This window comes from Cupriavidus numazuensis (genome assembly GCF_905397435.1).
Classification (GTDB): Bacteria; Pseudomonadota; Gammaproteobacteria; order Burkholderiales; family Burkholderiaceae; genus Cupriavidus; species Cupriavidus numazuensis.
In genome coordinates, this window is record NZ_CAJPVI010000001.1 from 64,555 (window position 1) to 87,516 (window position 22,962).

Annotated in this window: 22 protein-coding genes; 6 read left to right on the top strand and 16 right to left on the bottom strand. The window is 66.0% G+C overall.

The window, feature by feature from the left end:
• Positions 1-6: 6 nt before the first annotated feature.
• Positions 7-324: an Mpo1-like protein gene (locus KHO41_RS00295; RefSeq protein ID WP_211951317.1), complete on the top strand. Its 318-nt coding sequence runs from the start codon at positions 7-9 to the stop codon at positions 322-324.
• A gap of 25 nt (positions 325-349) precedes the next feature.
• Here the strand turns inward: KHO41_RS00295 and KHO41_RS00300 are convergent, their stop codons facing one another.
• Positions 350-1,684 carry a YihY family inner membrane protein gene (locus KHO41_RS00300; RefSeq protein WP_211951318.1) on the bottom strand — a complete coding sequence of 445 codons (1,335 nt, stop codon included), beginning with the start codon at positions 1,682-1,684 and terminating at the stop codon, positions 350-352.
• Positions 1,685-1,830: 146 nt separating this feature from the next.
• On the opposite strand from KHO41_RS00300, the gene wrbA reads away from it, so the two are divergent.
• Genes wrbA through KHO41_RS00315 form a run of 3 tightly spaced genes read left to right on the top strand, consistent with a single transcriptional unit; the run spans position 1,831 to position 4,279 of the window.
• A complete protein-coding gene (wrbA, locus tag KHO41_RS00305) occupies positions 1,831-2,433 on the top strand; it encodes an NAD(P)H:quinone oxidoreductase (protein WP_211951319.1) in 603 nt (200 codons plus the stop codon).
• Positions 2,430-2,843 (top strand): DUF2069 domain-containing protein, encoded by a 414-nt coding sequence (locus tag KHO41_RS00310; RefSeq protein ID WP_211951320.1) that lies wholly within the window; start codon positions 2,430-2,432, stop codon positions 2,841-2,843. Before wrbA ends, KHO41_RS00310 begins: the two co-directional genes overlap by 4 nt.
• A 17-nt stretch (positions 2,844-2,860) precedes the next feature.
• Entirely contained in the window at positions 2,861-4,279 is a 1,419-nt protein-coding gene (locus tag KHO41_RS00315; protein ID WP_211951321.1) for an FAD-binding oxidoreductase, read from the top strand.
• On the opposite strand, the gene KHO41_RS00320 is transcribed toward KHO41_RS00315, so the two are convergent.
• The 8 genes from KHO41_RS00320 to KHO41_RS00355 form a co-directional block, all read right to left on the bottom strand.
• A complete protein-coding gene (locus KHO41_RS00320; RefSeq protein WP_211951322.1) occupies positions 4,272-5,126 on the bottom strand; it encodes an N-formylglutamate amidohydrolase in 855 nt (284 codons plus the stop codon). The two genes, KHO41_RS00315 and KHO41_RS00320, sit on opposite strands and share 8 nt — an antisense overlap.
• A 52-nt stretch (positions 5,127-5,178) precedes the next feature.
• Positions 5,179-6,207: a porin gene (locus KHO41_RS00325; RefSeq protein WP_211951323.1), complete on the bottom strand. Its 1,029-nt coding sequence runs from the start codon at positions 6,205-6,207 to the stop codon at positions 5,179-5,181.
• A 144-nt stretch (positions 6,208-6,351) separates the two neighbouring features.
• On the bottom strand, positions 6,352-7,341 hold the full coding sequence (locus tag KHO41_RS00330) for an ABC transporter ATP-binding protein (protein WP_211951324.1): 990 nt from the start codon (positions 7,339-7,341) through the stop codon (positions 6,352-6,354).
• Positions 7,338-8,300 carry an ABC transporter ATP-binding protein gene (locus KHO41_RS00335; RefSeq protein WP_211951325.1) on the bottom strand — a complete coding sequence of 321 codons (963 nt, stop codon included), beginning with the start codon at positions 8,298-8,300 and terminating at the stop codon, positions 7,338-7,340. The genes KHO41_RS00330 and KHO41_RS00335 overlap by 4 nt, the downstream gene beginning before the upstream one ends.
• 11 nt (positions 8,301-8,311) lie before the next feature.
• Complete coding sequence (locus tag KHO41_RS00340) at positions 8,312-9,262, bottom strand: ABC transporter permease (RefSeq protein WP_211951326.1); 951 nt, start codon at positions 9,260-9,262, stop codon at positions 8,312-8,314.
• A gap of 37 nt (positions 9,263-9,299) precedes the next feature.
• Positions 9,300-10,271: an ABC transporter permease gene (locus tag KHO41_RS00345; protein ID WP_211951327.1), complete on the bottom strand. Its 972-nt coding sequence runs from the start codon at positions 10,269-10,271 to the stop codon at positions 9,300-9,302.
• A gap of 28 nt (positions 10,272-10,299) precedes the next feature.
• Positions 10,300-11,877, bottom strand: a complete 1,578-nt coding sequence (locus tag KHO41_RS00350) for an ABC transporter substrate-binding protein (RefSeq protein ID WP_244873667.1) — start codon at positions 11,875-11,877, stop codon at positions 10,300-10,302.
• Positions 11,878-12,166: 289 nt separating this feature from the next.
• On the bottom strand, positions 12,167-12,925 hold the full coding sequence (locus tag KHO41_RS00355) for an IclR family transcriptional regulator (RefSeq protein WP_211951329.1): 759 nt from the start codon (positions 12,923-12,925) through the stop codon (positions 12,167-12,169).
• Between the two features lie 212 nt (positions 12,926-13,137).
• On the opposite strand from KHO41_RS00355, the gene KHO41_RS00360 reads away from it, so the two are divergent.
• Positions 13,138-14,109 (top strand): aliphatic sulfonate ABC transporter substrate-binding protein, encoded by a 972-nt coding sequence (locus tag KHO41_RS00360; protein ID WP_211951330.1) that lies wholly within the window; start codon positions 13,138-13,140, stop codon positions 14,107-14,109.
• Between the two features lie 184 nt (positions 14,110-14,293).
• A complete protein-coding gene (locus KHO41_RS00365) occupies positions 14,294-16,090 on the top strand; it encodes a glycoside hydrolase family 15 protein (protein WP_211951331.1) in 1,797 nt (598 codons plus the stop codon).
• A gap of 13 nt (positions 16,091-16,103) precedes the next feature.
• Here KHO41_RS00365 and KHO41_RS00370 read toward each other — a convergent pair whose 3' ends face one another.
• Genes KHO41_RS00370 through KHO41_RS00400 form a run of 7 tightly spaced genes read right to left on the bottom strand, consistent with a single transcriptional unit; the run spans position 16,104 to position 22,961 of the window.
• The gene (locus tag KHO41_RS00370; RefSeq protein WP_244873680.1) at positions 16,104-17,111 is read right to left on the bottom strand and encodes a branched-chain amino acid ABC transporter permease; all 1,008 of its coding nucleotides are present in this window, start codon (positions 17,109-17,111) and stop codon (positions 16,104-16,106) included.
• Positions 17,112-17,128: 17 nt separating this feature from the next.
• Positions 17,129-18,013 (bottom strand): branched-chain amino acid ABC transporter permease, encoded by an 885-nt coding sequence (locus KHO41_RS00375; RefSeq protein WP_211951332.1) that lies wholly within the window; start codon positions 18,011-18,013, stop codon positions 17,129-17,131.
• A gap of 20 nt (positions 18,014-18,033) precedes the next feature.
• Entirely contained in the window at positions 18,034-18,759 is a 726-nt protein-coding gene (locus KHO41_RS00380; RefSeq protein ID WP_211951333.1) for an ABC transporter ATP-binding protein, read from the bottom strand.
• Between the two features lie 14 nt (positions 18,760-18,773).
• The gene (locus KHO41_RS00385) at positions 18,774-19,550 is read right to left on the bottom strand and encodes an ABC transporter ATP-binding protein (RefSeq protein ID WP_211951334.1); all 777 of its coding nucleotides are present in this window, start codon (positions 19,548-19,550) and stop codon (positions 18,774-18,776) included.
• 48 nt (positions 19,551-19,598) lie between these two features.
• Entirely contained in the window at positions 19,599-20,297 is a 699-nt protein-coding gene (locus tag KHO41_RS00390; RefSeq protein WP_211951335.1) for a DUF2848 domain-containing protein, read from the bottom strand.
• A gap of 41 nt (positions 20,298-20,338) precedes the next feature.
• Entirely contained in the window at positions 20,339-21,565 is a 1,227-nt protein-coding gene (locus tag KHO41_RS00395; RefSeq protein WP_211951631.1) for an ABC transporter substrate-binding protein, read from the bottom strand.
• 58 nt (positions 21,566-21,623) lie between these two features.
• The gene (locus tag KHO41_RS00400) at positions 21,624-22,961 is read right to left on the bottom strand and encodes an amidase (RefSeq protein WP_211951336.1); all 1,338 of its coding nucleotides are present in this window, start codon (positions 22,959-22,961) and stop codon (positions 21,624-21,626) included.
• Position 22,962 lies beyond the last annotated feature (1 nt).

The following is a 22,962-nucleotide window of genomic DNA, read 5'->3' on the forward strand; positions in this document are numbered from 1 at the left end:
ACAGCCATGGCCGGCGCCCCCACGCGCGAATTCGAGAGCTTTGCGGCGTTCTACCCCTACTATCTGAGCGAACACCAGGACCGCACCTGCCGGCGCTTGCATTTCGCCGGCTCGACCGTGGCATTGCTTTGCCTGCTGATGCTGGTGGTTACCGGAAGTGCCTGGTGGCTGCTCGGCGCGGTACTGTCCGGTTACGCCTTTGCCTGGGTGGGGCACTTCGTGTTCGAGAAAAATCGCCCCGCTACGTTCCGCCACCCTTTCTACAGCCTGATGGGGGACTGGGTCATGTATGCGGATATCCTGCGGGGGCGGATTCCGTTCTGAACACCCCGGCGGAGGCGTCGCCCTGCTATCCCCGCCTGCCCGGCGGGACCATCTCCAGGGCGGGTCGCGGTATCTCATTTGCCCCGTTCGCCAGCGGGTCAGCGGCAACCTGCTGCCTGAACACCACGTCCAGCGGCTGATCCAGCTGCGGATTGACCAGGATCGACTTGAGCACCTCGGCCCCCTGCAACTGCTGCGCCACCGCCGTGCGCGGCAAGCGCGGCAGGTTCAGCACCAGCCGGTCATACAAGGTCCGCAGCGTCACCTGCGACGGATCGCACAGCAGCGCCCAGTGCGCCTGCCCGCGTTCCTGCTGCAGCTTGCCGATCAGATGCATGGCCTTGAGCTTGCCGAGCAGCACGCCGAGGTAATCGGCCTCCACGCGCAGCTTGCGGCTCAGGTCCAGTTCCCCCACGCTGCGCGGAACTTCGTCGCGCGCCTTGTATAGCAGCAGCAGCACGCCGAGCGCATCGAAAAACTCACTGCCGGCGAAGGTACGCCGGCGCCAGTGACCTTGCCGCACGACCGGAAGATTGGCGGCGATGGTGGCGCCCAGCAGCGTCACCAGCCAGCTCAGGTAGATCCACAGCAGAAAAATCGGCAGCGCCGCAAAGGTGCCATAGACCGCCGTGTACGTCGGGATATGCGTGATGAAATAGCCGAACCCACGCTTGGCGAACTCGAACGCGATGGCCGCGACAAGCCCGGCCGCGATGGCGTCGCGCCACTCGACATACGCGTTGGGGACCGCGGTATAGAGAAACGCGAACGCCAGCGCCGACAGCACGATAGGCGTCGCGCTGACCAGCAGCCCCAATCCGATCGGCATATTGCCGACATAGCCGGCAGACACCGAGATCAGGTAAGAACTGATCGACAGGCTTGCGCCGATCAGCACCGGACCAAAAGTCAGTACGGCCCAGAACATCAGCACGCGCTGCGCGAACGGTCTGCGCTGCTTGACGCGCCAGATCCCGTTGAGCGCGTCTTCAACCGTCAGCATGGTCAGCACCGATGTCAGCATCAGGCCGCCAAGACCCATGGCCGTCAGGCCGCGCGCGCTCTTGGAAAACTGGCCGAGATAGCGCGAGATCGATTCGCTGACGTTGCCGGGAATCAGGTTCTGGAACAGGAAGGTCTCGATGTCCGAGCGGAATTCGCGAAACACCGGGAACGCGGCCAGCAAGGCGAAGGCCACGGTCAGCACCGGCACGACCGACAGGAAGGTGGTGAAAGTGAGACTGGCGGCAACCTGGGGCAGGCGGCCTTCGCCCGCGCGGCGCAGCGCGTAGCGCGAGAGCGCGCGCAGCTTCTGCAGACTCCATTCCCTGCGCAGGCGGGCAACGCGGGTTCCAAACATGCGGCAGCAGGCTCCTGTGTGGTGATGTGGATAGGGGGTGGCCCCGCTGACGTGGCGGGGGCACAACTATAATACGCGGATTGTTCCGGCTCCTCCGCCGTACACCCCGGGCCATACGCCTCAGGCAGCGCCCGCCGACCTGTTCCATGACCGACATCCTCGTCCTCTATTACAGCCGCCACGGCAGTACCCGCAAGCTGGCCGAACTGATCGCCACCGGCATCGACAGTGTCCCCGGCGCCCAGGCGCGCCTGCGCACGGTGCCGCCTGTCTCCACCGTCTGCGAAGCCACCGCTTCCGACATCCCGGCCGACGGCCCGCCGTATGCCGAATTGCGCGACCTCGAAGAATGCGCCGGCCTGGCGCTGGGCAGCCCGACGCGCTTCGGCAATATGGCCGCGCCGATGAAATACTTCCTCGACGGCACCATCGCCCAGTGGCTGTCGGGCGCGCTCACCGGCAAGCCGGCCTGCGTGTTCACCGCGACCGGGAGCCTGCACGGCGGCCAGGAAACCACGCTGCTGTCGATGATGCTGCCGCTGCTTCACCACGGCATGCTGATCATGGGCCTGCCCTATTCCGAGAAGGCGCTGATGACGACCACGGCCGGCGGCACGCCGTACGGCCCGAGCCACCACGCGCACGGCGACAACCGCGGCCCGGTCACCGATGATGAGGCCGCATTGGCCATGGCCATGGGCAAGCGGCTGGCCGAAACCGCGCTGCGCCTGGCAGGGGGCCGCGCATGAGCGCCGCGCCCGAAATCGGCGACGGCGCACTGCACAACGCCACGCTGTATCGCCTGAGCGTCGGCAGCCTGGTCGCCCTGATGTTGCTGTGCATCGCGTGGGAATGGTTCCTGGCTCCGCTGCGGCCCGGCGGCTCGTGGCTGGTCCTCAAGTTCCTGCCACTGTTGCTGCCGCTGCGCGGCGTGCTCACGCGCAACCGCTACACCATGCAGTGGTCGTCGATGCTGATCCTGCTGTTCTTCACCGAAGGCATCGTGCGCGCCACCAGCGATCGCGCGCCCTCTTCCACGCTGGCATGGATCGAGGTCGCGCTCACCCTGCTGTTCTTCTTCAGCACCATCTTCTACCTGCGCCCGTACAAGCGCCGGGCCAAGGCGATGAAGACCACCTCGGCCGACACCGGCAAGTAGACGCATCCGGACACGACATGCCTGCCTCGCACCACGATTCCTTCCTCGATCTCTGCCGCGCCGCACTCGGCTCCCAGCATGTGCTGACCGATGCCACCGACAAGGCGCCCTACCTGACGGACTGGCGCAAGCGCTACACCGGCGATGCCATTGCCGTACTGCGCCCCGCCAATACCGAGGAAGTCGCCGCTGCGGTGCATGCGTGCCACGCCCACAAGATCGCCGTGGTGCCGCAGGGCGGCAATACCGGCCTGTGCGGTGGCGCTACGCCGGCCACGACGGATTCCGTGGTGATCTCGCTGCAGCGGCTGAACCGCGTACGGCAGGTCGATCCGCTCAATAACACCGTCACGGTCGAATCCGGCGTCGTGCTGCAGCATCTGCAGGACGTGGCGCACGAACACGGCAGGCTGTTTCCGCTGAGTCTCGCGGCCGAGGGTAGCTGCACCATCGGCGGCAACCTGTCCACGAACGCGGGCGGCACCGCGGTGCTGCGCTACGGTAATACCCGCGAACTCTGCCTGGGGCTGGAAGTCGTGACGCCGAAGGGCGAAATCTGGCACGGCCTGCGCGGCCTGCGCAAGGACAACACGGGCTATGACCTGCGCGATTTGTTCATCGGCGCCGAAGGCACGCTCGGCATCATTACGGCTGCGGTCATGAAGCTGTTTCCGCTGCCACGCGCAAGCGTTACGGCGCTGGCCGCCGTGGCGAGCCCGCGTGCGGCGCTGGCGCTGCTGGCTATCGCGCAAACGCACGCCGGGGCCATGCTGACCGGCTTCGAGCTGATGTCCGCGCTGAGCATGCAGCTCGTCACCTCGCACTTCCCGCAGCTGCGCTACCCGTTTTCGGAGGTGCATCCGCAACTCGTGCTGATGGAGCTGTCCGATAGCGAAAGCGAAGACCACGCGCGCGCGATCTTCGAAAAGCTGATGCAGGTTGCCTTCGACGCCGGCGTGGTCGTCGACGCCGCAGTGGCCGAATCCGTGCAGCAGTCGCGCGATTTCTGGAACCTGCGTGAACACATTCCGCTTGCGCAGGTCGAGGAAGGCAAGAACATCAAGCACGACATCGCCGTGCCTGTGTCGCGCGTGGCCGACTTCATCGAGACGACCGACGCGCTCTTGCAGGTGTCGTTCCCCGGTGCGCGCATGGTGACCTTCGGCCACCTTGGCGACGGTAACCTGCACTACAACGTATCGCCGCCGGCTGGCGTCGATCATGACGACTTCCTGCGCAACCAGGACGCCGTCAACCGCGTCGTGCACGACAGCGTGCATTCCCACGGCGGCTCGATCTCCGCCGAGCACGGCCTGGGCCAGCTCAAGCGCGAAGAGAACCGCCTCTACAAGAGCGAGGTAGAGCTGACGATGATGCGTGCCATCAAGCAGGCACTGGACCCGCAGGGGCTGATGAACCCCGGCAAGGTCATCTGAACGCCGGCACCTGGCTGCGCACATAGGCGGCCACGACCTCCAGCAGCAGGTCGAGGTGCGCGCGCAGCCTCGCAAACCCTTCGCTGCGGACAAATCGTGCCTCGTCCAGATACAGCGCGCGATTGACCTCGATCTGCAAGCTGTGCCGGCCGCGCGCAGGGTCCGAGTAGGCGCCGATCAGCTCGGCGCCTTTGTATGGCCAGTTGACCGACACGTTGTAGCCGAGTTCGCGCAGGCACCCCGCCACCACTTCGATGAACTCGGCCGAACTGGTCTTGCCGTCCTGGTTGCTCACCACGAAATCCGGCCGCGCGGCGCCGTTGTCGATATTCATCGCATTGCCGCGCGACTTCATCGAATGGCAGTCGATATGCCAGACCGCGCCGAACTGCGCGTGCTGCGTGCAGATCAAACCGGCAATCGCGGCGTGATACGGATCGTAATACCGCTTGAGCAGTTGCTCGGCGAATGCGGCCGGCAGCCTGCATGCATAGACCGGCACGCCCGGCAGTGCCAGCCGGCGTAGTACGCCCATGCCTCTGCGGGCCTTGTCACTGGGGCGCAGCGGATACGGCATCTGTCCTTCCAGCAGATCGGGGTCCAGGTCGTCGCGCGCGCGGTTGGCATCCACCAGCCAGCGCGGAAAGCCCGCGTGCAGCAGCGTGCCGCCGACTTGCGGTACGTGGCCGAAGAGTTCTTCGACATAGGCGTCCCAGCCGGTGAGCAACTGGTCCGGGGTCGCCGACATCGGCAGGATCTCGTCGTGATGGAGACCGCTGTGCGGAGAATCCACCACCAGCGGCAAGGCAGCGACGACAGGTTCGATCAGGGTGTAGGGATGGGGCATGTAACGGACAGACGGGTACGAAATGGCGGTACGGCGGGCGGCGCGCGGCCGCTCAGAACTTGTGCTGGATGCCGATGCCGTAGGTCACCACGGTATCTCCGGCCTTGCGGTTGTTGCCGTCTTCGTAGTCGAAGAAGACGTAAGGCATGGTGCGCTTGCTGAGGCGGTAGCCATAGCCGGCCTGCGCCTTGCGCAGCCTGCCGCTGGTGCTGTTCTGCACGTCGCGCTCCATGTAGTTCACGGTCAGGCTGTGCGCGCCGTATGGAACCGTGAAGCCGGCGAGCCAGTAGCGCACGTCGGTGCGCGTACTGGCCGTGCCGACATAGCGGTCACGCCCGTACACGCCGTACACGTTGACGAACTTGAAGTCATAGGCGGCCGTGGCCTGCATCTTGTCGCGGAAATCATTGGCGACGAGTCCGCCGGTCTTGGCATCGCGCGAATAGCCCAGGCCCGCGGAGAAGTTGCCCGAGGCATAGTTCAGCCCCGTGTCGTACTGGCGGAAATCGTCCTCGAACTTGACCGGCGAATTGGCATTAGGCGTAGCAGGATCCGGCCCGGCCAGGTTGACGCGCGCACGCAGCGAGAAGCCGCCGAAATCTGGCGTCGCGTAGCCAAGCGCGTTCGATACGCGGTTGCGCGCGTTGAGCACCTTGGTGCCGATGGCGGTGGCGCCGGCATCGTGGATCACGAAATCGACGTTCTGCGTGATTTGCGAATAGATCGGCGAACCGACCGACGTCGCGGAATCGAGCCGCCCCAGCGCAAACGCGCCAAACACGCCGCTCAGGCCAACAAAGGCATTGCGGAACTGCGGATTGGTGGGAGTGCCGTTGTCAGCCTGGAAGCCTTGCTCCAGGCCGAAATCCGCACGCAGCGAACCGCCAAGGTCCTCGTTGCCGCGCATGCCCCAGCGCGATGCGTTGTCCACCATCTGCGCCGCATTGCCGCGCGGACCGCGCTGATATTCGATATCGGTATCGATGCGACCGTAGAGCGTCATGGCGGCGTCCGCGCCGGCCGATGCTGCCAGCAGTGCGGCGCCCATGCACGCTCGTCCAATGAAACTGAATGACTTCATGCTGTTCTCCTTCTCCCTTTTTGCGAAACAACCCCGCCGCCATGCGCCACGCTTCATGAGCGCGAGCGCCGCCCTCCGCGCCGTTGACCGGAACGGATGCCATGCGGCAAACCCCGTGGAATGCGCCGCCGTGGCGGCGCGCGATCAGGCCGCCTTCATCTGGCCTGTTTCGTTGAGGTGGCACGCCGACACGCGGCCGCCACCGATATCGCGCAACAGCGGCACCTCCGCTGCGCACCGCGCGCTCGCATGCGGGCAACGCGGATGGAACGCGCAGCCGGACGGCGGCGCGAGCGGACTAGGCAACTCGCCCTGGATCGGCTGGTGGCTCGCGGAGCTGCCGTCGAGGCGCGGCGCGTCGGCCAGCAGCGCGCGCGTGTAGGGATGGCTGGGTTGCGCAAAGACCATGCGCGCATCGCCCATTTCGACGATGCGGCCCAGGTACATGATCACCACGCGGTCCGACATGTGCTCCACCACCGCAAGGTTGTGGCTGATGAAGACGTAGGTCAGGTCCTGCTGCCGGCGCAGGTCCATGAACAGGTTGATGACCTGGGCCTGCACCGAGACGTCGAGCGCGGACACGGCCTCGTCGCACACCACAAGACGCGGCTGCAAGGCGAGTGCGCGCGCAATGGCCACGCGCTGGCGCTGGCCGCCGGAGAACTCGTGCGGATAGCGTTCGGCATACGAGGCATCGAGCCCGACCATCGCAAGCATTTCACGTGCAAAAGTCGCCGCCTGCCCGCGTCCGATCAGCCCGTGATGCAACGCCCCTTCCGTGATGGCCTGGCCGATGCGCAGGCGCGGGTTGAGCGATGCATAAGGGTTCTGGAACACCATCTGCACCGCCAGGTGGTAGGACGCGGTGGACGTGTCTGCGCGCTCGCCTTCCCACAGCACATCGCCGCCACTGGGCGCGAGCAGACCGGCAAGCATGCGGCCCAGCGTCGATTTTCCGCAGCCGGACTCGCCAACCACGCCCAGCACTTCACCCTTGTGAACCTGCAGTGAGACATCATTGACCGCATGCACCGCTGGCTGTGCACTGCCGCGTCCCGTCACGCGGCGAATGAGGCCTGGCTTCTGGGAAAACTGCTTCTGCAGATGGCGCGCTTCGAGCAGGACAGTCATGCCGCCTCCAGGGGGTGAACGCAGCGCAGCGACCGGCCGCGCACGGAAACTTCGAGAGGCGCCTGCGCGCAGCTGTCGCTGGCGCGCGTGCAGCGTGGTGCGAATGCGCAACCGGGCGGCAAGGCATACAGCGCCGGCGCGGCGCCGGGAATTGCGCGCAAGGTGCGGCCGCGCGTCTCGTGCGCGGGCAGCGAATCGAGCAAGCCGCGCGTATAGGGATGCATCGGCTGCCGGATCACGTCCGCCACTGGCCCCTGCTCCACCACACGCCCCGCGTACATCACGCACACGCGGTCGACGAGATCCTTGACCACGGCCAGGTCATGGCTGATCCAGATCACGGCCGCGCCGGTCTCGCGCACGAGCTGCTTCATCTCGAACAGGATTTGCGCCTGGATGGTCACGTCGAGCGCGGTCGTAGGCTCATCGGCGATGATCAGGTCTGGCTGGTTGATGAGCGCATTGGCAATCGCCACGCGCTGGCGCATGCCGCCCGACAGCTCGTGCGGATACGCCTGCATGCGTTCCTGCGGCGCGGGAATGCCCACCTTCTTCAGCGCATCGACGGCACGGTCATGCGCTTCCGTGTGCGAGCAGCGGTGATGCACGCGCACCGTCTCGATCAGCTGCGCGCCGATGCGCATGACCGGGTTGAGCGACATCATCGGGTCCTGGAACACCATCGCGATACGGTCGCCGCGCAGCGCCTGCCACTGGCGCGGCGTGCACGCGCGCAGGTCCTGCCCCTTGAAGCGGACTGTGCCGTCAGTGACGCGTCCAGGCGGATCGAGCAGGTTCATCAGCGAGAACGCCGTAACCGACTTGCCCGAGCCGGACTCGCCGACGATGCCGAGGATTTCTCCCGCGTTCAGCGAGAAAGAAACATTGTCGACCGCAGTGACCGCGCCGTGCTCCAGGGCGAAGCGCGTGGTCAGGCCGTTGACTTCCAGCAGTGCCATGATTTCTCTCCTCAGCCCTCGTTGCGCGGGTTGAGCACGCGGCGCAGCCGGTCGCCCACCAGGTTGATGGCGCCGATCAGCAGCACCAGCGCCACGCCCGGGAAAATGCTGATCCAGTACTTGTTCGACAGCATGTATTCGAAGCCATTGGCGATCAGCATGCCCAGCGACGGCTGCGTGCGCGGCAGGCCAATGCCTAGGAAGCTCATGGTCGCTTCCAGCGTGATCGCGTGCGCGATCTGCAGCGTCGCGGTCACCACCAGCGGTGCCATGCAGTTCGGCAGGATGTGGCGGAACATCACACGCCACGCGGGCAGCCCCTGGCCGAGCGCCGCTTCGACGTAGTCCTTGCGCCGCTCGACCTGTGCCGATGCGCGCACGGTCCGCGCGAAGTACGCCCATTGCACGATCACCAGCGCCATCAGCGTCTTGTCCACGCCCTGCCCGAGCACCGCCAGCAGGATCAGCGCGACGAGAATCGCCGGCAGGCTCAGCTGCAGGTCCACGATGCGCATGATCACCGCGTCGACCACGCCGCCGCAGTAGGCTGCGATCAGGCCGATCGCCGCACCCAGCACAAGCGCCACCACGGCGCTGATCACACCGACGCCAACACTGATGCGGATGCCATAGAAGATGGCACTGACCAGGTCTCGCCCTGCACCGTCGGTGCCGAGCCAGTAGCGCATCTGGCCGTCATAGCCAACCGCGCCGGGCGGCAGTTCGGAATCGATGACGGACACGGTGGCCAGGTCATATGGATTCTGCGGGCTGATCACGCCGGCGAACACGGCGACCAGCATGAGCGCCAGCAAGAGCGCCAGCGCTGCCGCCGCCACGCGGTTGCGTGCGAAGCGTGAGAGAAAAGACGGCCGATGCGGCCGCGCGGACGCTGTGCCCGGCGCGTTCACAGACGCCAGCGGCGCACCCGTCGTACCGGGTTCAGTTGCAGGGATGGACATCGGGAAACTTGGCGAATGACAGGTTCAGGAAAAAGGCTCAGGCTGCCTTGTGGCGCAGGCGCGGATCGAGCAACACGTAAAGCAGGTCGACGATCAGGTTGAGCACCACGAATAACACCAGCGTAACGAGCAGGTAAGCCACGACAACCGGCCGGTCCAGCGCCAGCACCGAGTCGATGATCAGCTTGCCCATGCCGGGCCACGAGAACACCGATTCGGTCACGACCGAGAACGCGATCAGATGGCCGAACTCGAGCCCGACCACGGTCACGATCGGGATCAGCACATTGGGCACCACATGGCGCAGCACCAGCCGCGCACCGCCCACGCCCTTCGCTCGGGCGAACTTGATGTACTCCTGCCCCGCCACCTCGCGCGTGCCGGCTTCGGTCAGGCGTGCCACCAGCGAGATCTTGAACAGCGACAGCGTCAGCGCCGGCAGCAGCAGGAAGCGGATGCCTTCCCAGCTCGTCACGGACAGTGGCATGCCGAGCACCGTGCTGACCGGCCCGCGTCCGCCTGAGGGCAGCCAGCCCAGATTCACGGAAAACACGAGGATGCCGATCATGCCGATCCAGAATGTCGGCATGATCACGCCGCCGAGCGAGCACGCCATCAGCAGCCGCGACAGCCGGCTGGCAGGCTTCAGGCCCGCGAAGATGCCCATCGGGATGCCGATGGCCAGCGACAGCAGCAGCGCGGTCACCGCCAGTTCCAGCGTGGCTGGCACGCGGCTGACGATCAACTCGATCGCGGGCCGGTTGTAGATGAACGAATCGCCGAGGTCGCCATGCAGCGCGCCCTGCACGAAATGCAGGTACTGCTGCTCCACAGGCAAGTCCAGCCCGAGCGAGTGACGCGCCTCGGCAATCTCCTGCTCGGTCGCCGTCGGGCTCACCAGCAGGTGCACCGGATCGCCGATCAGGTTCACGGCGCAGAAGGTCAGGACGGACATGATCCAGAGCACCACAATGCTCTGCAGCAGCCGTTTGAGAAGGGTTTCCAGCATGGTTGCTTCCGGGGATGGCTGCGGTGCCTCAGGGGCGTGCGGCCGGTCGAATGTTCATGGCGTAGGTGAAGCCATCGCTGCGCGGCTTCACGGCCAGGCCGTTGCGGTAGGCCCAAGTCGCGCGCAGGTGGTGCAGCGGCACCACGCCAACGTCTTCGGCCAGCGTCACGGCCGCCTGGCGCTGCACCTGCTCGCGCGCGGGCGGGTCCATCGTGCGCATGGCTTCATCGACCAGCGTGTCGACGGCGGCGTTCGCATAGCCGCTGCGGTTGTTGGCACCCAGGCCGGCCTTCTTGTCCTGCGAGTGGGCGGCTGCCACCAGCGGTTCCAACGAATCGCCGCTGACCGCGCCGATGCCAAGCATGAAGGCGCTGAACTCCGGCTTGCCGCCCTCCCCGCCCGACGTGGCGCGCGTGATGTACACCGAATAGGGCAACGTGCGCACCTCGGTCCGGATGCCGGCGCGGGTCAGCATCTGGCCGATCGCCTCGCAGGTCTTGGCATCATTCAGGTAGCGGTCGTTGGGGCAATGCAGCGTCAGGCGGAAGCCCGACGGATAGCCGGCTTCGGCAAGCAGCCGGCGGGCTAGCGCCGCGTCGCCGTGCGGCGCGGCCACGGCGCGTGCAAAGCCGAAGAAGCCCTGCGGCACGAGTTGGCCGGCCGGCACGGAATCGCCCTTGGTCACGCGCGCGGCGATCAGGTCGCGGTCGATCGCCACGCTGATGGCCTGGCGCACCTTTGCGTCGCGCAGCGGGTTGGCGGCCAGCGGCTTGCCTTCGTTGTCGCTCACGTAGGGCGACACCTTGCGCGCCTGGTCGAGCTGCAGGTAATTCAGCATGTACGACGTGGCCGACACGGTGCGGATGCGCCCGTTGGTACGCGTGAAGGCATCGGCAATGCTGGCCGACGACGCGTCGATCATGTCCACCAGCCCCGACAGCAGCGCCGAGGCACGCGCCGGCTCCTTGGCGATGAACTGGAAGATCACGTGACCCCAAGGCTCCAGCCCACCCCAGTAGGTCGGGTTGCGCGCAAACGTGAGCTGCTGGCCATGCTCCCACGCGACGAAACGGTATGGACCCGTGCCGATGGCCGCCCGGCCCGTGGCGAAGTCCGCTTCTTTCACCGCGCCGCCAAGCGAGCGCGGCAGCATCGCCACGAGTCCCACGTTCTGCGGCAGCACCGGGTTAGGCGTGCGCGTCACGACACGCAGCGTCAGCGGCCCGGTGACCTGCACTTCGGCAATCGATTTCAGGTACGTGCGGAACGTGCGCGCGCCAGCCAGATGCCGTGCGCGCTCGATCGAATAGCGCGCATCTTCGGCGGTAAACGGCTCGCCGTTGCTGAAGCGCACGCCCGGGCGAAGCTGGAACTCCCATGTGCGTGCGTCCACTTGCCGCCAGCCGGTGGCGAGTTGGGCCACGGGGTGCAGTTCGTTATCCAGGCCGACCAGCGTCTCGTAGACATGGCCCCAGAGATTCCGTCCCGCCGCGTCCAGCACATGCGGATCCGCAGCGCTGATTTCCGCCTTGTAGCCAATGCGCAAGTCCGCCGCGCGCGCCGGACCCGCGCCGGCAAACACGAGCATGCCCGCCAGAACGAGCATGGCCGCCCCGTGACGGCGGCCTCCTGCAGGGGTCGTAGTTTTCGTTTGCTGAAACATTGTTTCATTCAGTGATACTGTGTATCGAAGAATAAGACAAAGAAGTGGCACGAGTAAGCAGGGTTTACCCGCTACCGAAGTGAACAAACGAAGAGTGAGTCAGCCCGTGTTGCAACGCACGAGCCAAAAGGGAGGCACCCCGGCAACACGTCGTGGCCGGGGTGAGGGAGGGAGGAAATCGGGAGTTTGTTGCCGCCGCTGCGGCAACCTGCTGGCCTGCCGGCCGGTAGGATCAGGTGCCCGTGTAGCCGAGCGAGCGCGACAACACGGCCGCCTGTTCGACGACCATGGCCACGTGGCGGTCCAGCACTTCCTGCGTCGTGCGGCTGGCCGGGCTCGCAATGCTCAGCGAGGCGACGGTGCTGCCGCTGTGGTCGCGCAGCGGCGCCGCGGCGGACACGGCGTCCGGTTCGCGCTCGCCGAGCGACACCGCATAGCCCGCAGCACGGATGGCCGCGAGTTCGTCGCGCAGCGCCTGCGGATCGACGATGGTCTTGTCGGTGAAGCGCTGCAGGGCGTTGGCCAGCACCGCATCGATCAGCACGTCGCCGCCGTAGGCGAGCAACAGCTTGCCCGACGCCCCCACGTGCAGCGGACGTCGGTTGCCGACCTCGGTATGCACGCGCACCGATTGCGACGATTCATGGCGCGCCACGCAGACCGATTCCAGTCCGTCGCGCACGCGCACGATCACGTTCTCGCCGCAGGCGGCGCCCAGCGCGGCCAGGCTCGGCGTGACGAGCTTGATCAGGTCGACCTGCTCGCGCGCGGCATTGCCGACCAGCAAGGCGTTATAGCTGAGCTTGTAGACCGCGGCCGGCGCTTCGCGCGCGATCATGCCGCGATGCTCGAGCGTGCTCAGCAGCCGGAACGCGCGCGCCTTGGTCAGCCCGGCCCGGCGCGCGAGCTCGGTCACGCCCAGGGACGGATGCTCGGCCACCAGCATCAGCAGGCCAAGCGCCTCGTCGACGGCGTCAACGATGTAAGTCATCGGGTTCTTTGTTATGTGTGAAACGGGGTTCAGCGCGCATTGTAGCGGGCGGGACGAGGTGGTGCCGCATCGGCGAAAAGCCCGTGCAGGCGCGGAAATCCGCGCACCCGCAACATAGGCGGCCTTCGCATAAACATAGGCGACATCATTCGTTCGCGCGCGCCGGCACCGCGCTTACGCTGGCAGGCTGCCCAGAACGAAGGAACACCCGCATGTCATCCCTGTCCGACCCTACCCGCCGCCGTATCGTATTCGCCGGCATGGCAAGCCTTGGCGCCGCCGCGCTGCCGGCCATCACACTGGCCGCCGACACCGAGACGGTGCGCATCGGTTACCAGAAATCCTCGACGCTGATGATCTGGCTGAAGTCACGCCAGACCCTCGAAGCCGCGCTGGCGCCGCTGAAGGTCAACGTGCAGTGGCACGAATTTACCTCTGGCCTGCCACTGCTCGAATCGCTCAACGTCGGCAATCTCGACCTGAGCGCCGATGTCGCCGACGCCGTGCCGCCGTTTGCGCTGGCCGCGGGCGCCAGCATGACGTATTACGCGATCGAATCGGCATCGCCGACGGCACAGGCCATCGTCGTACGGCAGGATTCGCCGATCCGCTCGCTCGCGCAACTGAAGGGACAACGCGTGGCATTCGCGAAAGGCGCCGGCGCCCACTACCTGCTGCTGGAAGTGCTTGCCGAAGCCGGCCTGACGATGCGTGACATCGAACCGGCCTACCTCACGCCCGCCGACGCGCGCGCCGCATTCGAGCGCGGCAGCGTGGCCGCCTGGGTCATCTGGGACCCGTTCCTGGCCGCCGTGCAGCGCCAGGCCAATGCGCGCATCCTGCGCGATGGCACGAAGCTGTCGAGCTACCGCCGCTTCTACCTGGCCGCCACGCCTTACGCAAAGCGCAGGCCGGACGTGCTGGCGCTGGTCTATGGTGAACTGCGCCGCGCCGGCGAATGGATCAAAGCCAACCCCGGGCAGGCTGCGGCCTGGCATGCGCCGCTGATCGGGCTGGACGCCGCGACGGTCGAGGCCGCCAACCAGCGGCGCACGTATCACGTCCAGCCCGTCGATACCCTGGCGCTCGACGAACAGCAGCGCATTGCCGATGCCTTCACTGCACAGGGCATCCTGCCACGCAAGGTGACGGTGGCGGCATCGCCGGTGTGGAAGCCCGCCTGACGTCACGCCATGTCGTGACCTGCGGTGCGCAACGTCACGCAGCGTGCACAGGAAGGCATTTGGGATGCACGGCCTGTCCGGCCATCGTTACGTGACGGAACCATGACTTCCCGTGGGCCTCCAACAAGACAGGCGGGTCCACGCGTGTGGGCCGGCTGGCCCAACAACAAGAGTCCGGACTGCCGTGCCTGCTTCCATCGAGGATTACGCACTGATCGGCGATTGCGAGACGGCGGCACTCGTCTGCCGCGACGGCAGCATCGACTGGCTGTGCCTGCCCCGCTTCGATTCGGCAGCCTGCCTGGCCGCGCTGCTGGGCACGCGCGAGCACGGACGCTGGCGGATCGCCCCGGCAGCCCGAGGTGGCCGGAGCCGGCGCCACTATCTGCCCGGGACCGTTGTCCTCGAAACCGTCTTCGTCCATCCGCAAGGCGTAGCGTCGGTCATCGACTTCATGCCGATCCGCCATGGCATGGCCAACTGCGGGGAGCGTTCGGACCTCGTCCGCATCGTATGCGGCCGCAGCGGCACGGTCGACATGAAAATGGACCTGACGCTGCGCTTCGACTACGGCGCGACGGTGCCCTGGGTGACGCGCCTGGAACAGAACGACGGCATCCGTGCGGTGGCGGGGCCCGCCATGACCATCCTGCGCTCGCCCGAACCGCTGCAAGGAAAGGGGCTGGCCACGACCTGCGAGTTCAAGATCAAAGCCGGCGAGATGAAGCCGTTCGTGCTGACCTACTGTCCTTCGCACCTTGCCGAACCGCCCCCGCTCGATGCACACCTGGAACTGGAACGAACGGAGCGCTGGTGGCGGGACTGGTCTGGCCGGTGCAAGGTCGGCAGCGACTGGAGAGGGCCAGTCCGGCGCTCGTTGCTGACCCTCAAGGCACTGACCTACTGGCCGACCGGCGGCGTCGTCGCGGCTCCCACCACATCGCTGCCCGAAGCGCCTGGGGGCGTGCGCAACTGGGATTACCGCTACTGCTGGCTGCGCGACGCAACCCGAACCCTGCTGGCGCTCATGGCTGCCGGTTACTACGACGAAGCCCAGGCCTGGCAGGGCTGGCTCACTCGCGCGGTCGCAGGCAGCCCCGAGCAGGCCCAGATCATGTATGGCGTCGGCGGAGAGCGCCACCTGTGGGAATGGGAACTGGACTGGCTGCCGGGATACAAAGGCGCCCGGCCAGTCCGCGTCGGCAACCTGGCCGCGACCCAGCTCCAGCTCGATGTCTACGGCGAACTCATAGATGCGCTGTACCAGGCGCGCCTCGGCGGCTTGCCCCGTGATCGCGATTCGTGGGCGCTGCAGCGCGCGCTGGTCAACCATCTCGCCGCCATCTGGCAGCAACCGGACGAGGGCATCTGGGAAGTTCGCGGCGGACCGCAGCCGTTCACGTTTTCCAAGGTCATGGCGTGGGTCGCACTGGACCGTGCCATCAAGACCGTCGAGATGCACGACTGGCAAGGTCCGGCATCGCGCTGGCGCACGGTGCGGGACGCCATCCACGCCGACGTGCTGGCGAACGGCTTCAGCACAAAGCGCAACAGCTTCGTCCAGACCTATGGCGGCAACACCACCGATGCAAGCCTGCTCCTGCTGCCGATGGTGGGCTTCATCGATGGCAAGGATCCGCGCATGCTTGGCACGATCGAGGCCATCGAGAAGGAATTGCTCGCGAACGGGCTGGTGCGCCGGTACCTGCCGTCCCGTACCGAGGACGGCCTGCCCGGTAGCGAGCCAACCTTCCTTGCCTGCAGCTTCTGGCTCGCGGACGCCTATGCCATGGCCGGGCGCTGGCAGGAAGCGCACGAACTGTTCGAGCGACTGCTCCTGCTGCGCAACGACGTCGGTCTCCTGTCGGAGGAGTACGACACTGCCAGGCACCGCATGGCTGGCAACTTTCCGCAGGCGCTGTCGCATATCGCGCTGGTCAATACCGCCTTGCTGCTCGAGAAGGGCGTCAAGCGTGCATGAGGCCTATGCCCCCCTATCCGCGTTCGCGCCCTCCCCCGCTGAACTGTCCGACGATGCCCTTGCGGAACGCCAGTACGCACAGCACGAAGATCAGGCCAGTCACCATCGATACCGATTCACCGAGGCCGTTGAACCACTCCACACCAGTTGCCGCGGCCAGATAGCTGCCGATATCGCCGAGCTTGTTCTCCAGCGCGATGATCACGAACGCGCCGACAATCGGCCCGGCAAGCGTGCCGAGGCCACCGACCAGCGTCATCAGGATCACGGCGCCTGACATTGACCAATGCACGTCGGTCAACGTCTCGAAGCCGAGCACCAGCGCCTTGAGCGAGCCGGCCAGGCCAGACAGCGCGGCCGACAGCACGAATGCGGCGAGCTTGAAGCGATCCACGTCGTAGCCTAACGACACCGCGCGCGGCTCGTTCTCCTTGATCGCCTTCAGGATCTGGCCGAACGGAGAATGCACGGTGCGGACGATCAGCACGAACGCCGCCACCGCGATGACCAGTGCCACGTAATACAGCGTGAGGTCGTTCTCCAGCGACAGCACACCAAACAGCCGGCCGCGCGGGATGCCTTGCAGGCCATCCTCGCCTCCTGTGAATGGTGCCTGCAGACAGAGGAAGTACAGCATCTGTGCGAGCGCCAGCGTGATCATCGCGAAATAAATGCCTTGGCGACGAATGGCCAGCATACCCATCACCAGCCCGATCAGCGCGCCGGTGCCCGTGCCGAGCAGCAGCCCCACTTCCGGCGTCACCCCCCAGGCCTTCATCGCATGTCCCGCGACATAGCCGGCGCCGCCCAGGAACGCGGCGTGCCCGAACGACAACAACCCCGTGTAGCCGATCAGCAGGTTGAACGCACACGCGAACAGCGCGAAGCACAGCACCTTCAGCACGAATACCGGATACGCGCCGGCGAATGGCGCCGAGACCAGTGCAACCAGAAGCAGGCCGTACAACGCCGTTTTCGACACGCGCCACACAGGCGCCTGCGGCTGAAGCACCACTGCCATCATCGATGGTTCTTGCATCATTTCTCCTTTCCGAACAGCCCAGCCGGGCGCACCATCAACACCAGCGCCATGATGATGAACACCACGGTCGAAGATGCTTCGGGATAGAACATCTTGGTCAGGCCTTCGATCACGCCAAGCCCGAGACCGGTCACGATCGATCCTGTGATCGAGCCCATGCCGCCGATCACCACCACCGCGAAGACGACGATGATCAGGTTCTGCCCCATCAGCGGCGATACCTGCATCACCGGCGCGGCCAGCACGCCTGCAAACGCCGCCAGCGCGACGCCGAAGCCGTAGGTCATGGTGACCATCAGCGGCACGTTGACGCCGAACGCTTCCACGACTTTGGCATTCTCGGTGCCGGCGCGCAGGAAGCTGCCGACCTTGGTCTTCTCGATCAGGTACCACGTGCCGAAGCATGCCCCGAGCGATGCGGCCACGACCCAGGCGCGGTAGTTGGGCAAGCGCATGAACCCGAGGTCGGTTGCGCCTTGCAGCGCGGCAGGCGGCGCGTACGGCAGCCCCGAGACGCCATACGCTGAGCGGAACACGCCTTCGATCACGAGCGTGATACCGAGCGTGAGCAGCAGACCGTAGATGTGATCGAGCTTGTAGATCCAGCGCAGCATCGTCTTCTCGATGACGACACCGAGCGCCATGACCACCAGCGGCGACAGCAACAGCATGGCCCAGTAGCTGAGCCCGGCGTATGCCATGCCGGCCCACGCGAGCAGCGCGCCGAGCATGAACAGTGCGCCGTGCGCAAAGTTGATGACATTGAGCAGGCCGAAGATCACGGCCAGCCCGAGGCTCAGCATTGCATAGAACGCGCCGTTGACGAGCCCCAGCAAAAGCTGGGACAGCAGCGCGGAAAGCGGGATATTGAACAGTTCCATGAAATGTCCCCTATGGCTCCTTATACGCCCAGCAATTCATTGAGCACCGGCATCTTGGCCTGCAGCTCGCTCGCTGCGAAGCGCTCGACGATGCCGCCGTGCCCCATCACATAGAAACGGTCAGCCAGCGGCGCGGCGAAGCGGAAGTTCTGTTCCACCATCACCACCGTGTAGCCCTTCTTCTTGAGCATCAGGATCATGCGCGCGAGCGCCTGCACGATCACCGGCGCAAGGCCCTCCGAGATCTCGTCGAGCAGCAGCAGGTTCGCGCCCGTGCGCAGGATGCGGCCTACGGCGAGCATCTGCTGCTCGCCGCCCGACAAACGCGTGCCCTGGCTCTGGCGGCGCTCCTTCAGGTTAGGGAACATCTCGTAGATCTCGGCCTCGCTCATGCCCTTGCTGCTGTCCGCGCCCTTGAGCACCGGTGGCAGCATCAGGTTCTCTTCGCACGACAAGCTAGAGAAAATCGCGCGTTCTTCGGGGCAGTAGCCGATGCCGTAGTGCGCGATCTTGTGCGTGGGCAGTCCAATGGTCTCGTGGCCGTTGACCTTGATCGAGCCCTTGCGCGCGCCAGTGAGGCCCATGATCGCGCGCAGCGTCGTGGTGCGGCCCGCGCCATTGCGGCCCAGCAGCGTGACCACCTCGCCGCGGTTCACGGTCAGGTCCACGCCGTGCAGGATGTGCGATTCGCCGTACCAGGCGTGCAGGTCCTTGATTTCGAGCGCGGGTACGTTGGATGTCGTCATTGTCGATGGCCTCCTCAGTGCGCGCCCTGCAACTCGGCGTCGGCGGTGCCCATGTAGGCCTCCATCACGCGCGGGTCTTTCGAGACTTCCGCATACGGACCTTCGGCCAGGATGGCGCCACGCTGGAGCACCGTGATCTTGTCGGCGATCGACGACACCACGTTCATGTTGTGCTCGACCATCAGGATGGTGCGGCCCGCCGACACCTTCTTGATCAGCTGCGTGACACGATCGACGTCCTCGTGGCCCATGCCCTGCGTCGGCTCGTCGAGCAGCATCAGCTCGGGCTCCATCGCAAGCGTGGTGGCGATCTCCAGCGCGCGCTTGCGCCCGTACGGCAGGTTCACCGTGACGGTCTGCGCGAACTCGGTCAGGCCGACCTGGTCGAGCAGCTCCATCGCGCGGTCGTTGAGCACGTCGAGCGAACGCTCGCTGCGCCAGAACTGGTACGCAGTGCCAAGCTGGCGCTGCAACCCGATACGCACGTTCTCCATCACCGTCAGGTGCGGGAACACGGCCGAGATCTGGAACGAGCGGATCACACCGCGGCGCGCGATCTGCGCGGGCTTTTCGCGCGTAATGTCGATGCCGTTGAAGAGGATGGTGCCGGTGGTCGGCTCCAGGAATTTGGTGAGCAGGTTGAAGCAGGTGGTCTTGCCGGCGCCGTTGGGCCCGATCAGCGCATGGATCGAGCCGCGGCGCACGCGCAAGTTGACCCCGTTCACGGCGGTGAAGCCCCGAAAGGACTTCGCCAGGCTGCGGGTTTCGAGTATCAGATCTTCATGAAGCATGGACGGATCCGGTGAAGTGTGGCGGAATCCCGCGATACTGGGCGCGCATCAGCCCTGCACCGGCAGCGAGACGACTTCGTAGCCATGTCGCAGCGTGCGGCCCAGGATCGGGTCTTCCAGCTCGATCTCGAAGCGCTGGGCCGGCCGGATGCCGCCGATCGCCGGCAAGGTGCCGCACAGCATCGCGGTGCCATCCGCAAACTCGCCGCCATGTTCGGCAAACCGCGCGATCAGATCGGCGGGCGCCCGCATGGCCGTCACCGGGCCTTCCTGGTACAGCACGCGCTCGCCGTCGATGGTCGCGTATGAGCGCAGCATCAGTGCATCCCAGTGGCCCTCCACATCAGCGAGGCGCCACAGCGTCGCAGCGCAAGGCTTCTCGCACATCTGCTTGGACACGGTGATGCCGTAGGTTTCCACCTCACGGTCGGTATGGTCGGATGCGATGCCGACGAGCACCTCGCCGCCATCCTTCACCAGCAGGAACTCCGCTTCCCCGCTGCTGGCCTGGCCGCTGACCTGGATCTGCTCGGGCGCGCCGAGACGCTCGGCGGCTACGCGATAGAAGACCGGCGTGTATGGCGGACGCTTGACGCCGAGTTCTTCCAGTTCGCGAATATGGGCTTCCATGGCGGCGACGTCGCGTCCGGTCCATCCGGCGACGACGAGCTGGCGGATGTTGAAGGCACGGCTTGCGCCGCAGTCACGGGCATCGCGGCTGTCGATATTGAAGTTGAGTGTTTTCATGATGGGGCGGAATCCTGTTTCGAGAGATGAACGGACAGTGCTTACTTGTGCACGAGTGCGCAGGCGCTGGCGCTGAGCGGGCGGAATGCTTCGTTCGCGGGAATCACGCTTTTGATCTTGTAGTAGTCCCACGGACGCTTCGATTCTTCCGGGCGCTTGACCTCGACCAGGTACATGTCGTGCACCATCAGGCCGTCGGCGCGAATCCTGCCGTCTTTCGCGAAGAAGTCGTTGACGGGCGTGTCGCGCATTTTCGCCATGACGGCGTCGCTGTCGTCGGTCTGCGCGGCCTGGATGGCCTTGAGGTAGTGCAGCGTCGACGAGTACACCCCGGCGTGGACGAGCGTCGGCATGCGCTTCGTTCGCTCGAAGAAGCGCTTTGACCACGCGCGCGTCGCATCATCGCGATCCCAGTAGAACGACGTCGTGAGCAGCATGCCCTGCGCGGCCTGCAACCCGAGGCTATGGATGTCGCTGATGAACATGTGCAGCCCCGCGAGCTTCTGCTTGCCGCCGTTGCCGATACCAAAGTCCGCGGCAGTCTTGATCGCGTTGACGGTATCGGCACCGGCATTGGCGAGCCCGATGACCTTCGCGCCCGATGCCTGCGCCTGCAGCAGGTACGAGGACAGGTCCGCCGAATTGATCGGGTGCTTCGCCTTGCCCGCGAGCTTGCCACCCGAAGCCGACAGCGCGTCGGTCGCATCCTTCTCAAGCGATGCGCCGAGCGCGTAGTCGACCGTCAGGAAGTACCAGCTCTTGTCGCCCGCCTTCGTCAGCGCCTTGACGGTGTTTGCGGCGAACGCGTAGGTGTCGTAGGAATACTGGACCGTGTAGGGCGAGCAGTCCTCGTTGCTCAGGCGCGTGGTGCCAGCGCCGCTCGCCATGACGATCTTGTGCTTGAGCTTGCCGAGGTTGGACACGGCCAGTGCCACCGACGACGGCAGCGCGTCCTGGATCACGTCGACCTTCTGGTTGTCGAACCAGCCGCGCGCCAGTGTGGCAGCCACGTCGGTCTTGTTCTGGTGATCGGCGCTGACGACCTGTACGGGCGCGCCCAGGACCTTGCCGCCGAAGTCCTCCACGGCCATCTGCGCGGCCACGACCGAGCCCTTGCCGCCGATGTCGGAGAAGATCGATGACATGTCGGTGAGGACACCGATCTTGACGACCCCGTCACTGATCCGGGGCGATTCCGCGGCCTTCGCAGGGGCGGCACATAGCATGGCACTGGCCAGGACGGCCGCGCCCATTCGCATTGCAGGCATTGCAGGCATGTTGTCTACTCCAGGTTGGATTCTCTTGAGGAATCTGAATACGTTGTGACTACCGTTGCAGGGCGGCTTCCACCGCCATACCGATCGCCAGCAGCCGCCGGTCGCTCAGGCGGCGACCGAACAGCATCAGGCCCACCGGCGCTTCGCCGCGGCGATGGCACGGCACCGACAGCGAGCAAAGGTCCAGCATGTTGGCGATGGCCGGGTTGCGCAGCAGCAGCCGGTTGATGCGGAAGAACGCTTCGTCATCGTCGAGGTCGGCAATCCGTGGGGCGACGATCGGTACAGTCGGCAGCACAACGGCGTCAAAGCCAGCCAGCTCCGTATCGGCCTGTCGGCACAACGCGGCCCGGCGGCCGAGCGAGCGCACGTAGTCCGAAGCACGCTGCGCATCGGCCAGGCGGATGCGCGACAGCACACGCGGGTCGTAGGCGCCGGCTTGTTCCGACAGCAGTTCCGCATGCCACGCGCTGGCCTCGGCGGCTACCAGGCCGCCGTTGGCGCCGAGTTCGGCAAGCTGGTCCCAGCTGTCGAAATGCACATCCTGCAACCGCGCACCGGCGGCCGAAAGCTGCCGCAATGCACGGCTGAACGACTCGGCCACTTCATCGCTGACGCCTTCGAAGACGAGCCCGACCGGTACGGCCAGGCGCAGCCCGGCGAGCGGCGCAGCGGCCAGTGGCGTCGTATCCTCGCCCGCCATCACCGCGTCGATGTCGGCGCAGCACGCGACCGAATTGGCCAGGCAGCCTACGGAGTCGTAGCTCGACGACAGCGGCACCGCGCCGTCCAGCGGAATACGGCTTGCCGTGGGCTTGAACCCCGCAATGCCGCACAGTGCCGCCGGAATCCGGCACGAGCCGCCCGTATCGGAACCGATCGCGGCGAGCGCCATACCATCGGTCACCGACACCGCGGCGCCCGACGACGAGCCGCCCGGAATGCGTTCCGACGTACGGTCGTACGGATTGCGCGGCGTGCCGTAGTGCGGGTTGATGCCGACGCCCGAATAGGCGAATTCGGTCATGTTGGTCCGCCCGACAAGCACCGCACCAGCCGCCCGCAGCCGTGCGATGACCGCCGCGTCGGCAACGGCCGGACGCTCCGGCAGTACGCGCGCACCGGCCCGAGTCACATCGCCTTGCACATCGAACAGGTCCTTGACCGAGATGGGCACCCCTGCGAGCGGACCGGCGATACCGTACTCGCGCAGCAAGTCGCTCGTATGCGCCTGCTTGCACGCGGCCATGCTCACGCCGTGCGGAAAGACGCGTGCGCCTTCACCGCCCGGGTTGCAGATGCGCTCCACGCAGGACGCCAGCAGCGACGCGGCGTTCGCGCTGCCGTCAGCCAGTTGCCGCAAGGCGGCTCGTACGGTGGCAGTCATG

Excerpts from the sequence above, each read along its gene's own strand:
- KHO41_RS00295 (WP_211951317.1), top strand. The coding sequence starts at position 7 with ATGGCCGGCGCCCCCACGCGCGAATTCGAGAGCTTTGCGGCGTTCTAC.
- KHO41_RS00300 (WP_211951318.1), bottom strand. The coding sequence starts at position 1,684 with ATGTTTGGAACCCGCGTTGCCCGCCTGCGCAGGGAATGGAGTCTGCAG.
- wrbA (WP_211951319.1), top strand. The coding sequence starts at position 1,831 with ATGACCGACATCCTCGTCCTCTATTACAGCCGCCACGGCAGTACCCGC.
- KHO41_RS00310 (WP_211951320.1), top strand. The coding sequence starts at position 2,430 with ATGAGCGCCGCGCCCGAAATCGGCGACGGCGCACTGCACAACGCCACG.
- KHO41_RS00315 (WP_211951321.1), top strand. The coding sequence starts at position 2,861 with ATGCCTGCCTCGCACCACGATTCCTTCCTCGATCTCTGCCGCGCCGCA.
- KHO41_RS00320 (WP_211951322.1), bottom strand. The coding sequence starts at position 5,126 with ATGCCCCATCCCTACACCCTGATCGAACCTGTCGTCGCTGCCTTGCCG.
- KHO41_RS00325 (WP_211951323.1), bottom strand. The coding sequence starts at position 6,207 with ATGAAGTCATTCAGTTTCATTGGACGAGCGTGCATGGGCGCCGCACTG.
- KHO41_RS00330 (WP_211951324.1), bottom strand. The coding sequence starts at position 7,341 with ATGACTGTCCTGCTCGAAGCGCGCCATCTGCAGAAGCAGTTTTCCCAG.
- KHO41_RS00335 (WP_211951325.1), bottom strand. The coding sequence starts at position 8,300 with ATGGCACTGCTGGAAGTCAACGGCCTGACCACGCGCTTCGCCCTGGAG.
- KHO41_RS00340 (WP_211951326.1), bottom strand. The coding sequence starts at position 9,262 with ATGTCCATCCCTGCAACTGAACCCGGTACGACGGGTGCGCCGCTGGCG.
- KHO41_RS00345 (WP_211951327.1), bottom strand. The coding sequence starts at position 10,271 with ATGCTGGAAACCCTTCTCAAACGGCTGCTGCAGAGCATTGTGGTGCTC.
- KHO41_RS00350 (WP_244873667.1), bottom strand. The coding sequence starts at position 11,877 with ATGCTCGTTCTGGCGGGCATGCTCGTGTTTGCCGGCGCGGGTCCGGCG.
- KHO41_RS00355 (WP_211951329.1), bottom strand. The coding sequence starts at position 12,925 with ATGACTTACATCGTTGACGCCGTCGACGAGGCGCTTGGCCTGCTGATG.
- KHO41_RS00360 (WP_211951330.1), top strand. The coding sequence starts at position 13,138 with ATGTCATCCCTGTCCGACCCTACCCGCCGCCGTATCGTATTCGCCGGC.
- KHO41_RS00370 (WP_244873680.1), bottom strand. The coding sequence starts at position 17,111 with ATGGCAGTGGTGCTTCAGCCGCAGGCGCCTGTGTGGCGCGTGTCGAAA.
- KHO41_RS00375 (WP_211951332.1), bottom strand. The coding sequence starts at position 18,013 with ATGGAACTGTTCAATATCCCGCTTTCCGCGCTGCTGTCCCAGCTTTTG.
- KHO41_RS00380 (WP_211951333.1), bottom strand. The coding sequence starts at position 18,759 with ATGACGACATCCAACGTACCCGCGCTCGAAATCAAGGACCTGCACGCC.
- KHO41_RS00385 (WP_211951334.1), bottom strand. The coding sequence starts at position 19,550 with ATGCTTCATGAAGATCTGATACTCGAAACCCGCAGCCTGGCGAAGTCC.
- KHO41_RS00390 (WP_211951335.1), bottom strand. The coding sequence starts at position 20,297 with ATGAAAACACTCAACTTCAATATCGACAGCCGCGATGCCCGTGACTGC.
- KHO41_RS00395 (WP_211951631.1), bottom strand. The coding sequence starts at position 21,565 with ATGCCTGCAATGCGAATGGGCGCGGCCGTCCTGGCCAGTGCCATGCTA.
- KHO41_RS00400 (WP_211951336.1), bottom strand. The coding sequence starts at position 22,961 with ATGACTGCCACCGTACGAGCCGCCTTGCGGCAACTGGCTGACGGCAGC.